We start from the raw sequence: 13,796 nt of genomic DNA on the forward strand, positions 1-13,796 counted from the left end.
CTAAACGGCACGGGGCTTGCTATTCAACCGGCATGAACGCACAAACGACATTTTCTCGACGCCTGAACACTCACTGCCGCCATTGGCTCGGTGCACTGTTGGCTGTCTGCCTGTTCACTTCGGGCGGTCCTGCCCTTGCGGCTGTTCCGGTTACCTTGCCTGATCTCCTTATCGGCGTCACTCAGGGCTTTCTTGAATTCACCGTAGAAGACTATCTGGCTACCAGTCAAACCGAAGGTCGCTACGAAATCGAAGTCAATCAACTCGACCCGCGCCTGCGCATGCCAATGTGCGACAAGGAATTGACTGCGTCGCTGGAGAGCCCGGCCAGGCCCCTGGGCCGAGTCACAGTGAAGGTTCGTTGCGACAGCGCCGCGCCCTGGACGGTGTTCGTGCCCGCTCAAGTGCGCCTGTTCCGCGAAATTGTCACTACCACCCGTCCGCTCAAGCGAGCCGGGATTGTCGAGCCTCAGGACGTAATGCTGCGGGAACGGGACATCAGCCAGATCACCCAGGGCTTCCTGACCTCCGTCGATCAGGCTATCGGACAGAAACTTGTCCGACCAATGGTCGCCGATCAGATCGTTACCCTGGTGCACCTGGAACAGGCCGAAGTGATCCGCAAGGGCGACCAAGTGGTCATCACCGCCCGCAGCGGGACCTTGGCCGTGCGGATGCCGGGCGAAGCCCTGTCCAAAGGCGGCATGCATGAACAGATCCGGGTAAAAAACCTCAATTCCCAACGCGTTATCAAAGCGCAGGTAATAGCCCCTGGCCAGGTGGAAGTGGCTATGTAGCGATCGGGTAGAAATGGGCAGAGAGCTGGCGCTTGACCCGGGTGTTCCCTAGACTGTGCCTTACACAAAGGCAAGCGCAGACGTGCGCACGTTCATTGAATAAATGAGCCTAAAGTTTTTTTGGGGATGGCCGAAAACATGGCAAGCGTCCAAATACCCAGAGGTTTTTTACCATGGTCATCGATTTCAATCGTCTAAACAGCTCTTCACCATTGACAGGCACTACGCGTCCCAAGGCCAGCCAGGAAACTGCCGAAGCCGACAAGTCCGTACCGGTCGAAAAGGCCAGCACTGTCAACAACGGGGAGTCGGTACACCTCAGCAATGAGGCTCAGCAGTTGCAGAAGGTCACTGACAAGCTGCGCGATCAACCTGTCGTCGACAACGCCCGCGTGGCCGAGTTGAAAGCAGCAATCGCCGATGGCAGCTATACAGTCGATAGCAACCGCGTAGCCAGCAAACTGCTCAACTTCGAAGCCCAGCGCTAGGCCAACGCCAGCGCCAGGCTTTTGGACGCTAAGACCCAAGGCCAGCCATGCACGACACTAATTTATTGCAACTGATTACCGACGACTTCGCTCCTGCGCAACAATTGCTGGAGTTGTTGCGGGCCGAATCACTGGCACTGCACGGTCGCGACATGCCCCTGCTGGAAACTATTCTGGCGCAGAAACAGGCATTGATCATTTTGCTCGATCAGCATGGCCGCAAGCGCAGCGAGATCCTCGCCAGCCTCAACCTGCCCGCCAATAACAGCGGCCTTGAACAACTGGCCAGCCAGTCATCGGTTGGCGACCAACTGTTGTCCCAGAGCCAGGTGCTTAATGACCTGCTCGCCCAGTGCCAGGCCGCCAACGCGCGCAATGGCCAGTCGATCCAGACCCAGCAGGCCGCCACAGCCAACCAGTTGCGCATCCTCAATGGCGGCGAAATCCCGACGCTGTATGACGCCCGCGGCTCGACCGCCAGGATGGTAAAGCATCGCCCGCTCAGCCAGGCATGAAACGAACAGTGCCTGCGCCCTATCAACGCGCGCCACATGCTGGCAAAATGCTGGCTATTTGTAGTCGTATTTTGCCTGGAGATTGACCCACCGTGTTCAATGACTCAAACGCGGATGATGCTCCGCAGCCACCCATGGTCCTCACCACGCCCCTGGAAATCGCCGGCAACCTGCGGATGCTGCAAGATAGCCACGACCCGCTGATCATTACCTTCCACGAACGCACCCAGCGCTTCCAGAGCTACCTGGTAAACGTCGATCGTGAGAGCAACACCATCTCCCTGGACGAAATGATCCCCCGGGACGGTGAACGCTTCCTGCTGGCGGGCGAACCGTTTCGTGTAGAAGGTTTTCATGACGGTGTACGTATCGCGTGGGAAAGCAACGGCCCCTTGACCATTGCCGAGTCCAGTGACGGTCGCTGCTACCGCGGTGCCATGCCCGATGAAGTGGTTTATCACCAACGCCGCAACGCCTTCCGTGCTGCCCTGAAACTGGCGCAACTGGTGGACGTCGAACTGGGCGGCGACAAGCTCAAGTCACCTGTAAACGGCAAGCTGCTGGATATTTCCGCCACCGGCTGCAAGTTGCGCTTTGAAGGCGACATTACGGCGCGCCTGCAATTGGGCCAAGTCTATGAGCGTTTCATCGCAGCCCTGCCCTTTGGCAACATGATTGCGCCGGTTGAACTGCGTTACCTGCACTTCGAGGAAAGGATCAACACCACCTTCGCCGGAGTGCGCTTCCACAATATCAGTGGCCTGGTGCAGCGCCAGGTCGAGCGTTTCGTCTACCAGTTGCAGCGCGAAGCCCGGCGTTTCGATAAAGACGACCTCTGATCTGCTTCGCCCCCTAAAAAACGGGCAGTCCCTTGCGGCGACTGCCCGTTTTTTTATGGCTGACTCAAGGCCTAGCCTGAGTGAAATCGGGGCTCGTCGGCTCGTCGCTTGCCTCTTCAGCGGCAGCTTCCGCCATGACCGGCTCTTCGTCGACCGGCTCTTCCGTCGGCACAGGATCGACGTGCATCTGCTCCTGCACCACTTGTTCGTCCACCCGGGGATCGAGGCACGCCACCAGAGGCGAACTGGACATGCTGTCCGGCATCGCCACGTGATGCAGCGGTGCGTCGTCGACCTGGTGCAGGTTGGTCACCGCCTTCGGCCGGATTCGCCACACCAGCACCAAGGCGAAGAAGGCAAAAAAGGCATAGAGCATCTGGCTGCCGAACATTTTCATCAGCACCCCTGCTACCAGCGGTCCGATACTGGCGCCAACCCCATAGGTCACCAGCAGCATCGCGGTCAGGGATACCCTTCGATCAGCTTCGACGTGGTCATTGGAAAACGCCACCGCCAGCGGATACAGGCAGAACTGCACCAGCGAACAGAAGAACCCCGCGACGAACAGCACCTCCAACGGCACCGTCGGCAGGATCGCCAGCGGCAGCGCACAGACCGTCAGGACCAGCGCAAAGCAGCGGATCAGCAGCGCCCGGTCATATCGATCGGACAGCCAGCCCAGGGGCCACTGAACCAGCAACCCAGCAAAGATGCAGCTACCCATGAACAGACCCACCTGCTCGGTCGACAGCCCCTGCTGAGAGGCATACAAAGGCGCCAGGCCATAGAACGAGCCGACGATCAGTCCCGAGCCCAGCACCGTACTCAATGACTGCGGCACGCGCTTGATGAAAAAGCGCGGCTCCATGGGCGCCGGATGCAGCGCCGCCGGGTGAATTCGCCGGGTCAATGTCACCGGCACCAGACACAAGGCAAAGCACAGCGCCACCAGCATCAACAGCTCCAAGCCTAGGGCCGGGTGCATGACCAGGATCAGTTGACCGAGCACCAGCCCCAGGTACGAAGCGATCATGTAGCCGCTGAATACCGCCCCGCGCTGTTTGGCATCGGCCTGCTCGTTGAGCCAGCTCTCGATGACCATGTACTGGCACATCATGCCGAGACCGACAATCATCCGCAGCACAATCCAGGCTGGCAGCCAGTTCACCAGGCCATGGCCCAGCACCGCCGCACCGACGATCCCGGCGCAGGCTGAATAGGCACGGATATGCCCGACCCGGGCAATCAACCGATGGCCGATCTTGCCGCCCAGCACCAAGCCGAAATAGTTGGCGGCCATCAGCGCACCGACCCACAAACTGTCTACGTGGTCGGCGGCCAGACGCAAGGCCAGGTAAGTACTCAAGAGGCCGGAGCCGATCAACATCATCAGCGAGGCGAAATAAAGCGCTCGAAAAGGTTTCCAGATTTGGCGCATCGGCGTTCCGAGCGGCTCCTTGAGGTAAGTAGGGCTATCGTTGACGATAGCCCGAATGCGACGGTTCGTTATGCCTGGGCCGCTAGTACACGCCGTTCCCAGGGCGTGATTTCATCAAAGAAACTGGTCAGTTCCAGGGTCTTCGAAGCGATGTAGCCTTCGATGAACTCCGCCCCGAACAGTTCCTTCGCCAAATGACTACGCTTCAGACGCTCCAGGGCAGCGTGCAAGGTACATGGCAGCGACAGATTATCTGGCACTTCGAATTCACCCTGGATCGCCGCACTCGGTTCCAGGCGATTTTCAATGCCGTGGAGCCCGGCGGCCAGGCTGGCGGCAATCGCCAGGTAGGGGTTGGCATCCGCCCCGGGTAAACGGTTCTCGACCCGACGGGCCGCCGGCGAACTGGCGGGGATGCGCAAGCCGGCCGAACGATTGTCATGGGACCAACAGGCATTGTTCGGTGACGCAAACGGATGACACAGGCGCTGGTAGGAATTCACGTTCGGCGCGAACAGCGCCGTGAAATCCGCCATGCCAGCCTGCTGCCCGCCGATGAAATGCCTGAAGGCCGCAGTCGGTTCGCCCGCGGCGTCGCTGAACACGTTGCGACCGCTGTCCAGCTCGACAACGCTCTGGTGGATATGCATCGAACTGCACGGTGTATGGGCCAAGGGCTTGGCCATGCAAACCACGGTCAGGCCATGCTTGAGCGCCACTTCCTTGAGCAGGTGCTTGAACAGGAATGTCTGGTCGGCCAACAACAGAGGGTCGCCGTGAAGCAGATTGATCTCGAACTGGCTCACGCCCATTTCATGCATGAACGTGTCGCGGGGCAAACCCAGCGCCGCCATGCATTCGTAAACCTCACTGAAAAACGGTCGCAGGCCGTTGTTGGAGCTGATGCTGAACGCCGAGTGGCCGTCCTCGCGCCGTCCATCCAGGCCTACCGGCGGTAGGAATGGCTGGGTCGGGTCCGGGTTGGGCGCGAACACGAAGAACTCCAGCTCGGTGGCCACGACCGGCGCCAGGCCAAGGGCTGCATAGCGAGCGATAACGGTCTTGAGTTGGCCGCGAGTGGAAAGTCGTGAGCTTTCGCCGGTCAGTTCATCGGCATCGCAAATCGCCAGGGCACGCGGCTGTTGGCTCCAAGGCAGGCGGTGAATCTGTTTCGGATCGGCCACCATCGCCAGGTCGCCGTCGTCACTGCCATAAAAACGCGACGGCGGATAACCGCCCATGATGCATTGCAGCAGCACCCCTCGCGCCATCTGCAACCGCCGACCTTCGAGGAAACCCTCGGCCGTCATCACCTTGCCGCGCGGCACACCATTCAAATCCGGCGTAACACATTCAATCTCATCAATGCCCGTCAGTCGCTGCGCGAGTGAACGCTGGCCATCGGTCGTCATGACGCAATCCTTGTTATGTGCGAGCCGCGAACGGCAACCCGTACAAAATAGGCTTCGGCTGTTCGGAATATCAAGCACCCCAAGACAATAAAACCTTCAGGGAAGTACATGCACCTGTGGGAGCGAGCTTGCTCGCGATAGCGTCAGGTCGGCCAATATTGAATTGACTGATGCACCGTTATCGCGAGCAAGCTCGCTCCCACAAGGTTTAGTGTTGATGGAACTTTGGCGCAGCGCAGGTTCAGGGCAGATAAAGCCGGAACACCCCACCGCCGAGCACGCCGCCATTGGCAATCTCGGTACGCCCGCATAAACCGCCACGCTGATGCAGCCCGGCAATCCGAGCTGCAAAGTACAAGCCCAGCCCCGTGCTGCCACTGCTGTGGTTGATGCCCTGCACATACTCGGCCTGACGTTCGATCATCTCAGGCGGATAACCTTCGCCGTCATCATTGATGGTCAGCACCAGTTGCCCAGCCTCATCGCTCGCACTGATCAGCAACGTTTGGCGCGCATGGCGAATCGCATTGTTGATGCTGTTATCGAGCACCGAAGCGATCAGCTCGCGGTCGAAAAAGCCCAAGGGACTGAGCGGATCGACTTCGTAGGTGGCCATGATCCCGCGGCTACGAAACACCTCCTGATGGCCAGCCAGTTGCGCCTCGATGAAGTCATCCAGCTCATGGTAGGCCGGATGCAACGGCAACTGGTTGACCCCCAGCTTGTACAACCCCAGCAATTGCACCAGCAAACCGTTGAGGTGGGCGAACTCGAACTCCATGACGCCCTGCTCCGAGCCCTGCCGCTCGGGGTCGGGCAATCGCTCGAGCCATTGCGTATGCGCCTGCATGAGCAAGGTCAGGGAGTTCTTCATGTCGTGCACGGTAGACGCGATCACCGTGGAGAAATCGAGTGCCTGTTCGCTATCATTCATCGCCAAATGCCTTGCTTCGCAGTTTCTGATAACGCGCAAAACGCGCATCGGTATCGGGCATCATGCCCACCAGTTTCAGGCAGGCGCGGCATTCCTGCAGCAGCTCCGATTCCACGCTGGTATCGGTGCCATGCAGCAGTGACTGCGCCATGTTCAGGGCAATACTGATGTTCTTCGGTTGCATCTTCAGGGCACGGCGGAACAGCTCCCGCGCTTCCGGCAAGGCGCCAGTCTTGTAGACGCGCACGCCTTCGCGATTCAGTTCGGCGGCGGCATTGCCTTGATTGAGGATGTTCGGATCATCGGTCAGCTTGGCGATGCCTTGCATCACCGTCGGGTCGTCGCCGTAGATTTCCGCGCAGTTCTTGAGCATCGATTCGCCGGCACTGGCCTGACCGAGCATTTGCAGCTGCTTGGCCACCAGCAACGCGGCTTCGGCACTCATGAACTGCTCCATGCCGTCGAGGCGCTGCATGGCTTGTTCGGTGAGCTTTTCGGCGGTTTCGGCGTCATTGAGCAGCAGGCTCGTGGCCTTCATCAGCCGCGCCCGCACCTGCAGTCCCGGATCGTTGAGGTTTTCTTTCGCCACGGCGCTGAGGGTCGTATTGATCTCCAGCCGGGTGCGGGTATCCAGGCCTTTCTCGCTACCCTTGCTGATCAGCGCATGGGCCAGCCCGAGGTTGCTTTCCGGATCCTTGAAGCGCGACTGCGCGCCCTGCCCGACCGCCTGGCGATAGGCCTTGGACGCTGTTTCGTAATCCTCGTTGGTCATCGCCAGCTTGCCCAACAGCGATTGCCGACGCACCGCCAGTGGCGACAGGCGCACGGCTTCTTCCAACACGTGCTGCGCTTGTTTCGTGTCGCCTTCGGCCACCAGTACTTCGGCCATGCCGTCGTACAACGCGGGCATCATCGGAAATACTTTCAAGGCCTTTTCAAAAACGGCCTTGGCTTGCCCCACCTGCCCGCGCTTGAACATCAATTTGCCCAGGCCGACATAGGCCCACGGCAACGGTCGATCGGCCAGGATGGTGTTGTACAGGCGCTCCAGGGCTTCGTTCTGATTCAGGTCGCGCAGCGCATCGGCCCGGTAACGCAGACACAACGGCCCGTAGCGCGGATCCTGCTTGCACAGTGCGATGCAGGCGTTGAGCACTTCCATCGGCTTGCCCCGATCGAGGGCTTGCAGGATCGGCTTGAGCAAAGTCTTGCGCTGCTCGAGTCGCTCCAGCCGCTGAGCCAGGCCGGAGCGATTGAACGGTTTGGTCAGGTACGCATCGGGTTCGTGTTCAAGGGCACTGAGCACCATCGCCTGGCTGCTTTCAGCCGTCACCATGAGAAACACACTTTCATGGCTGATCAGCTTCTCGACCATCAGGTCTTCCAGCACCTGCTGGCCGTTCTTGCGGCCATCACCCAGGTGATAATCCTGCAAAATAAAGTCATAGCGCTTCTGCGAGCACATGCGCAGCGCCACTTCACCGGTGTCAGCGGTGTCCACATCCTTGACGCCCAGCTCACGCAACATGGACCGAACGGAGCTGCGGAAATCCGAAAAATCATCGACGATCAGAAAACTTTTTTGGTGGTACGCCAGCATCGAGGATGTCCAGGCAAGTAAGAAGATAACCCAATGGCAAAACAACGAAACGCCGTGTCACAGCCCGGTGTGGCGCGCAGATGATAGCCACCAGCTACTCACGAGCAAGGGTTTTCCAAACCTCTTGCTCTGGCTGTGTCGTGGCGCACATTGCGAGCCGTTTCCGCGCGCCGAAACGCTGGAGAAACCAGGGCTCATCAGGGTATCGGCAGGAAATGGCGTTCCGTTAAGAGATTGTGCGGACAGGTTCCGGGACCTATCGGCTACCTGTCGGGCATAGAACAGTTGGACCGGGGACATGGTTAACCTGTGCCTGGTCGTGAACTTGAACAGGATGGTTGGGCGGTTCAGCTTTTAATAAAGAGCTGTCGAGCGAAGCGAGGCTGCGATCCTTTGATCTTCGCCTGAAATTCAACTTTCAGGAGAAAGACCGCAGCCTGGCTTCGCTCGACCGCTCCTACCCAAAAGCGGATTTGATCGGTCAACATTGATCAAATCCGCTTTTCTCAGCACCTATCTGGGGTCTACGACATCCAGCGCCCGGTTTGCCAACATCTGCCCCAGTTCAATCAGCTGTTGCAGCCCCAAGGCGAAATGCCATCGAGAGCCTTCCAGTTCGAACGCCAAGTCATTGGCCATGACATTGGCAGAAGCCAGGGTCTCGCTGAGGTTGGCCAGCAGGCTCTCAGCATCAATGCCCTCCACGACAGTGAATAGCTGGTCGGGGGATGGCTTCTTGTCAGGCTGGGCGGGTTTTGGGTTCAGATAGGAATCGATGACACGTTCGGCGTTGGCGTCGGCCGCGATGTCCAGATGCAGCGGGGGAACGGGTGGGTCTGGTATGAGCTTGTCCATGGAATACCCCTAACGTATGTGGGAGCCGCCACGTTCGCTGCTAAACGAATGGGTGGCAGCCATGCGCAGGTTAGCAGACCGGTACGTTAGGAAACCGGCGCACCCGAAGATGCCCTGCGCACAGCAGCCATAAAACCTCGAGCAATAAAATGCCCGCACTGAATGGCAGTTACCATGCGCCTAACGTGATTCCGAGCTGCTAAACCCGACCGCTGGATTGGCAGCGGCGAACAAAGACTAGGCACCGGAATCGGCAGGCGCAAGGGGTTGGGATTTTCTAGGAAATGTCCTGCAAGTCAATGGGAAACGTCCCAATACAAGATATTTCGTTCTATCGAAACCGTCGGGTGCGTATCCTAACCAGTGCTGGACAAGGTGGTGTTTCGCTCGTAAAAAAGAAAGAAAGGAAACATGAAAGCAAGGGGTACATCTTATTTAAGAACAGAGCAATTAAATAAATCCGTCCCTTTACCTCAATCATGCTAGCTCTAGTTAGTTACAAAGAACCCACTCTCGGTGAGAGCACACCTTCCTCCAGCCCGCCAGAATCTAAAATAGGGTTCCAAATCAATATCGAACTTAAACAACGGCCACCCAATATACCAAGCAAGATAATAATCCGCAGCCAATCCATAAAGCGCCTCAAACAGCGCATAAATTTTCTCAGTATCAGAAACCCGGCTTCCTCTGGTCGCATCCCCGACCTCATCAAAAACCCAATAATGAGGAATATCTTGCTGAAGCCAGTGATCCATATCGTGACCATTAACAAAAAGCACTCTGGCATCTTCACAAATACTGAGGATTTCGGAGTCACCGAGAACCCCACATACTCTTTCTTGCTCCTTGAGCCACTCCCGACCTAGCTGAATTAACTCATCACTTCCAACTTTAAGTCTTGGCAAGAGATACAGAGACGTTTCCACATCTCCAGAGACAAGAACGCGCTCAATTCTATCAACCAACTCTTCCGAGGACGGAAAATAACTAAATACACGTTGAATCTCCTCGGAGCCACTGTGCGCTTTCAATAATCCCGAAAAGTGAGATTTATCGAAAACTGCCCTATCTTCACAGAAGGCACACCAGTCCGACAACAAAGAATTCATGTTTAGTTCTCGCCAGTTTTTGGTGAAGGCGGCAATAAATCCTCGCAACCATTACTCTTCGTCCCAGAATTCCCCTGGTGGTGCATATTCACCGTCCCTCAAGATAGCGCACCAACCAAAACTCCTATAAAACATCTCAAGATCAATTATTTCATAAACCCCATCCCCAATGTCCTTCAGAGTAATCAGGCCAGAGGCATGATGCGTATACTGACCACCCGCCCCTGCAACAGCTCTTAACTCCAATTCTTTCCGATCCCATCCCAACACCACTCCAGACGATTCAGGAATAGTTTCCGCAAAAAAAATCTTAAACTCGCTGGCTATCTTGCATACACAGGGAATGCGCTTCTGCCGAAGCAACTCATCCGTAACCAAATTCTTGGGAAATTCAATTTTCAACTTCATTGCAAAGCACTCCGAGGCGCAACAAACTCACCTGTAGAATTTTTCTCAAAGAAGAAAACAGGAAAAGACCACGTTTTCTCTTTAAAAAACTATACAGAAACGTGGGCTGTCCCCGGCTCCCCTCGCAAAAAGGAGACAGCTTTAACAATTAACATTAAGATTCTGACAAAACCGAAGATACGGATTTAAAAATATACATCCTATCATCAACAGCTGATGATGCCTCATATATCGCTTCGGTCGCTGTCATAAGCGAATTTTCTCCACCGGCCAAGGACAGCGCCGATACAACACGCGCCTGGCTAAACAACCGAAGGACTTTTACATCTAAGTTTTGCCCATCATCCAGGCTATCTTGCAAGTCAAAATACTGTTCATCTAACTGCGCAACCAAAATATCTAGCCCAGAAGCCTGCTCAGCCGTGAGCTTATTACCAAGACATAGTTGCCTAAGGGATTCGGTAACAATAGGCACTTCTACCGGACAGGCCTGAAAAGCAAGCTCACAGGCTACTTTTACCGCACTTCGTCGCTGCTCTTCGCTGGAGATTTTTAGTTTTTCGACGAGGTTCTTCTCAACCATCTCTAAACGCATAATCATTGCTTAACCTTTGGCGGTAGAAAAGCCGAAAAGAAGCCGAAAAAGGACACCCTTTAGCCGAGCGAGTGAGCTTGCTCCCTCGCCACAAAGGATGATGTCAGGCTTCATCCCTCAAACAATCAGCAAATAACTTCACCCTCACCATTCACCCCCTCCAATAGCATCCCTCTGAGACAAGCACGCTCCAGCCGAAGCTTCACATCCTCGCTAACGATCAATGTCCCCAAGTGTTTCTTGATACGAAAAATATGTTTTCCCTGGACCTTGGCAGGATCAATGACGAGATTCAGAAAAACGCTGTATTCGCCAGCTCGATCAGGTCGTACGGGATCATTGACCTCATATTTTTTGAAAGCCGACCGTGATTCGTCTACGCAATCCAATTGGGTCTCGACAATCATCACATAGTAACGATCATGAGCTTGCTCGCCTGCAACCGCCACAGGCTCGAGCACGACATTCATATACGGTTCATCAACGTCGGGAACGCCCAACAATGCATCCCTGGCTTTTTCACTCAAGACCGGCACAGAGGCATACCCAGCCAAGGAAAAATCCAGACTCACACCTTCCTCACGAACCTCAAGGGCGTAGGTACACGGTTCCATGTACTCAGAAGGGGGGTCGATGAAGAGCCAGTTGTTGCAGTGCTTTATATCTCCCAAATACCAGCGTTCAGGAAACTGCACATCTTCCCGCCACAAGTAATACTTCATGTCAGCTCACCGCGTGTCGTTGCTTCACTGAAAAAAGGGTCACGCCTACGTCTAAAACCCGAAGAAACGCTCGTAGACCGTCGCCACCCGGACCGCAAGCTGATCAGAAATGATGACCAGGTTTTCCTGCGCAGCCGTCTCTGTGGACAACAAAGGACTCGACACCGCTGGAGCTGTCAAACCTAGTTGCTGTCGGACCTGGAAAATCGCGTGGATCTCCAAAGGCAACAAATCGAAAGGCGCATATTTGAATTCAGGGTCCCAGACCCCACCAGTGTCTTCCGCGTGGGTGAGGTGATATTGACATAGCTCTTCCAGAGCATGAGCAAGCCCTTGCTCATCTGTCCATTCGTCTATCACGTTTTGATAAATCCCCAGATCCATCGACTTGATCTCTGGAAGCGTCTCTCCTTGCGAATAGACTGAATAAAGCCAGAGCATGAAAGGTTCGAATCGACGCTGTTCAAGATAGCTGGAATCCACGGCGCCATTGATAGTCAGCATTCCGGCCAGCACATCGGCTACGGACGCGGCCAGATCTCGACGATCAGCCACTATCAATCCGGCCAGCAAGCATCCTGCAATGCTCAATTGGTTAGTCAAATTGGGGACGGTTTTGATGCCTTGAAGAAAACTCGTTTTTGAGAAAGTCTTGGCGTTGAGCATCAACGCCCAATAACGGTACATCATCGAGCGCGAGACGTCTTCCCAACCAGAAGCCTCTCCATCACTGACCGCGACTTCGCCCCGAATACCGTAATATGTCGCCAGCACCCCCAACGAGTCAGTCACATTGTTCAATCCGCTTAATGAGTCGCTGGCAAGATCCTCATCAATATAGCCAAGCTCTTGAGCCGTCAGGCCTACCGACTGGGAAAGCCAACGACGGTGCTGATCAAGCCGGACGTTGATTTCATCCATTCCGATACACTCCTTTTACACCAGTACGACGTCCTTCCGCTTACCGTGCTCACTCAGGACCGCATCTGTCGAAGGATCGTTAAGTGAACCTCTAAATTGCACTTAACCAACTGATCCAGCGAAGCCGTCCCTCCAAAAAACAATGCAGGCTCAAAGCCATAGATCTCACGCTCATCAAGCGCACCCAACTTCTCGAGCGCCCGTTCAAATAGAAACTCACCTTGCCTATCCTCCAGATCATAACGTTCCTTATCAGACATAGCGAAAAATGCCTGAAGGGCTAGATCCGGATCTTTATTAGGTGTTTTCAGCTTACTCATCAACGCGACGATAGATCCTGTCGGACACGAAACAACAATCTTCTGATTGTATTTCTCCCCCCAAGCGTAAAGTGTCCCAAACGCGCTTCTTGCAATAACGTGGTAATTATCTATCTGTGGAAATTCAGTACCCGCGAGCCACATATCGAGCAGATATTTATACTCATCCGGGTTCACTGTCCAGAAAAGGCCATTGGCATATCCACACCAACCTTCCTCTTGCCAATAGTCAAGCAATACGTCAGGCAGCACCTCACGATATTTCGCAATTTGGGAGTCAGACACCTGTCGATGAGATGTGGCCTCCCCCATCACGCTGATGAAACACTGGAAATCTTCATCCCTCAACTTGCCGGCGCTCCTCTGAGTAGTTCTGAAAAGAAAGGGACAGATCTATCTAAGAGCAATTAGATAATACCTGCCCCCTTTCCTATCAAAGCAATATCCTCGGTCCCTACCTCCACAAAAAACCTAATCATCATAATTGTAGTCAATACTAATTTTCATCCTCTCTACATCCAACGTAACTGCACACGAGGACCAAGCCTTTCCATTTTGGCACAATCCATTTTCAACATAATAGCGCCGAAGCTCAACCAACAACTCTGTCAAATCTCCCACAGCCCTGCTGTCTGGATCAAACCAGCTTGAGCGGTTTGTCTTATCGAAATAATCAAACTCATAACTTCCTCCATCGCCCTCGGCAAAAAGTCTAGCTCTAACAACTATTTTCTGAGCCTCCGAGGGACCAGCATCCAATAAAAGCTGGCCAATTTTTTGATACAGCCCCTGCTCACTCATCAGTTTCCACCTTTACAGAAAAGGGAAAGATCTATTTAAAAC

16 protein-coding genes are annotated in these 13,796 nt (G+C 55.1%); 4 read left to right on the top strand and 12 right to left on the bottom strand.

Annotated features, from left to right (window positions below):
- Positions 1-32: 32 nt before the first annotated feature.
- The 4 genes from flgA to QNH97_RS21605 all read left to right on the top strand — a co-directional run bounded on the left by flgA (position 33) and on the right by QNH97_RS21605 (position 2,639).
- Positions 33-797, top strand: coding sequence for a flagellar basal body P-ring formation chaperone FlgA (flgA, locus tag QNH97_RS21590; RefSeq protein ID WP_283553827.1), 765 nt, complete (start codon positions 33-35; stop codon positions 795-797).
- A 173-nt stretch (positions 798-970) separates the two neighbouring features.
- The gene (gene flgM, locus QNH97_RS21595; RefSeq protein ID WP_283553828.1) at positions 971-1,285 is read left to right on the top strand and encodes a flagellar biosynthesis anti-sigma factor FlgM; all 315 of its coding nucleotides are present in this window, start codon (positions 971-973) and stop codon (positions 1,283-1,285) included.
- A 47-nt stretch (positions 1,286-1,332) separates the two neighbouring features.
- Positions 1,333-1,800 carry a flagella synthesis protein FlgN gene (locus QNH97_RS21600; RefSeq protein ID WP_283553829.1) on the top strand — a complete coding sequence of 156 codons (468 nt, stop codon included), beginning with the start codon at positions 1,333-1,335 and terminating at the stop codon, positions 1,798-1,800.
- A gap of 92 nt (positions 1,801-1,892) precedes the next feature.
- A complete protein-coding gene (locus QNH97_RS21605) occupies positions 1,893-2,639 on the top strand; it encodes a flagellar brake protein (RefSeq protein ID WP_283553830.1) in 747 nt (248 codons plus the stop codon).
- Positions 2,640-2,703: 64 nt separating this feature from the next.
- Here QNH97_RS21605 and QNH97_RS21610 read toward each other — a convergent pair whose 3' ends face one another.
- From QNH97_RS21610 to QNH97_RS21665, 12 genes are all read right to left on the bottom strand, one after another.
- Positions 2,704-4,077 (bottom strand): MFS transporter, encoded by a 1,374-nt coding sequence (locus QNH97_RS21610; protein ID WP_283553831.1) that lies wholly within the window; start codon positions 4,075-4,077, stop codon positions 2,704-2,706.
- Between the two features lie 68 nt (positions 4,078-4,145).
- On the bottom strand, positions 4,146-5,387 hold the full coding sequence (locus tag QNH97_RS21615) for a glutamine synthetase family protein (protein WP_283557527.1): 1,242 nt from the start codon (positions 5,385-5,387) through the stop codon (positions 4,146-4,148).
- Positions 5,388-5,730: 343 nt separating this feature from the next.
- A complete protein-coding gene (locus tag QNH97_RS21620; protein WP_283553832.1) occupies positions 5,731-6,423 on the bottom strand; it encodes a sensor histidine kinase in 693 nt (230 codons plus the stop codon).
- Positions 6,416-8,023: a tetratricopeptide repeat-containing response regulator gene (locus QNH97_RS21625; protein WP_283553833.1), complete on the bottom strand. Its 1,608-nt coding sequence runs from the start codon at positions 8,021-8,023 to the stop codon at positions 6,416-6,418. Before QNH97_RS21625 ends, QNH97_RS21620 begins: the two co-directional genes overlap by 8 nt.
- A 513-nt stretch (positions 8,024-8,536) precedes the next feature.
- A complete protein-coding gene (locus tag QNH97_RS21630) occupies positions 8,537-8,878 on the bottom strand; it encodes a DUF6124 family protein (protein ID WP_283553834.1) in 342 nt (113 codons plus the stop codon).
- Positions 8,879-9,366: 488 nt separating this feature from the next.
- Positions 9,367-9,987, bottom strand: a complete 621-nt coding sequence (locus tag QNH97_RS21635; protein ID WP_283553835.1) for a hypothetical protein — start codon at positions 9,985-9,987, stop codon at positions 9,367-9,369.
- A 51-nt stretch (positions 9,988-10,038) separates the two neighbouring features.
- Positions 10,039-10,395, bottom strand: coding sequence for a hypothetical protein (locus QNH97_RS21640; RefSeq protein ID WP_283553836.1), 357 nt, complete (start codon positions 10,393-10,395; stop codon positions 10,039-10,041).
- A gap of 154 nt (positions 10,396-10,549) precedes the next feature.
- Positions 10,550-10,996, bottom strand: coding sequence for a hypothetical protein (locus QNH97_RS21645; protein ID WP_283553837.1), 447 nt, complete (start codon positions 10,994-10,996; stop codon positions 10,550-10,552).
- Between the two features lie 119 nt (positions 10,997-11,115).
- Entirely contained in the window at positions 11,116-11,712 is a 597-nt protein-coding gene (locus QNH97_RS21650) for an imm11 family protein (protein WP_283553838.1), read from the bottom strand.
- 51 nt (positions 11,713-11,763) lie between these two features.
- Positions 11,764-12,633, bottom strand: coding sequence for a hypothetical protein (locus tag QNH97_RS21655; protein WP_283553839.1), 870 nt, complete (start codon positions 12,631-12,633; stop codon positions 11,764-11,766).
- A 53-nt stretch (positions 12,634-12,686) separates the two neighbouring features.
- Positions 12,687-13,301 carry a GAD-like domain-containing protein gene (locus QNH97_RS21660; RefSeq protein WP_283553840.1) on the bottom strand — a complete coding sequence of 205 codons (615 nt, stop codon included), beginning with the start codon at positions 13,299-13,301 and terminating at the stop codon, positions 12,687-12,689.
- A 123-nt stretch (positions 13,302-13,424) separates the two neighbouring features.
- Positions 13,425-13,754 (bottom strand): antitoxin YezG family protein, encoded by a 330-nt coding sequence (locus QNH97_RS21665; RefSeq protein WP_283553841.1) that lies wholly within the window; start codon positions 13,752-13,754, stop codon positions 13,425-13,427.
- Positions 13,755-13,796 lie beyond the last annotated feature (42 nt).

Origin of the sequence: Pseudomonas sp. G2-4, assembly GCF_030064125.1 — a bacterium.
Lineage (GTDB): Bacteria > Pseudomonadota > Gammaproteobacteria > Pseudomonadales > Pseudomonadaceae > Aquipseudomonas.

Coding starts and splice junctions, on each gene's coding strand:
- QNH97_RS21665 (WP_283553841.1), bottom strand. CDS start 13,754: ATGAGTGAGCAGGGGCTGTATCAAAAAATTGGCCAGCTTTTATTGGAT.
- flgA (WP_283553827.1), top strand. CDS start 33: ATGAACGCACAAACGACATTTTCTCGACGCCTGAACACTCACTGCCGC.
- QNH97_RS21615 (WP_283557527.1), bottom strand. CDS start 5,387: ATGACGGCCGAGGGTTTCCTCGAAGGTCGGCGGTTGCAGATGGCGCGA.
- QNH97_RS21640 (WP_283553836.1), bottom strand. CDS start 10,395: ATGAAGTTGAAAATTGAATTTCCCAAGAATTTGGTTACGGATGAGTTG.
- flgM (WP_283553828.1), top strand. CDS start 971: ATGGTCATCGATTTCAATCGTCTAAACAGCTCTTCACCATTGACAGGC.
- QNH97_RS21630 (WP_283553834.1), bottom strand. CDS start 8,878: ATGGACAAGCTCATACCAGACCCACCCGTTCCCCCGCTGCATCTGGAC.
- QNH97_RS21655 (WP_283553839.1), bottom strand. CDS start 12,633: ATGGATGAAATCAACGTCCGGCTTGATCAGCACCGTCGTTGGCTTTCC.
- QNH97_RS21645 (WP_283553837.1), bottom strand. CDS start 10,996: ATGATTATGCGTTTAGAGATGGTTGAGAAGAACCTCGTCGAAAAACTA.
- QNH97_RS21620 (WP_283553832.1), bottom strand. CDS start 6,423: ATGAATGATAGCGAACAGGCACTCGATTTCTCCACGGTGATCGCGTCT.
- QNH97_RS21600 (WP_283553829.1), top strand. CDS start 1,333: ATGCACGACACTAATTTATTGCAACTGATTACCGACGACTTCGCTCCT.
- QNH97_RS21650 (WP_283553838.1), bottom strand. CDS start 11,712: ATGAAGTATTACTTGTGGCGGGAAGATGTGCAGTTTCCTGAACGCTGG.
- QNH97_RS21610 (WP_283553831.1), bottom strand. CDS start 4,077: ATGCGCCAAATCTGGAAACCTTTTCGAGCGCTTTATTTCGCCTCGCTG.
- QNH97_RS21635 (WP_283553835.1), bottom strand. CDS start 9,987: ATGAATTCTTTGTTGTCGGACTGGTGTGCCTTCTGTGAAGATAGGGCA.
- QNH97_RS21625 (WP_283553833.1), bottom strand. CDS start 8,023: ATGCTGGCGTACCACCAAAAAAGTTTTCTGATCGTCGATGATTTTTCG.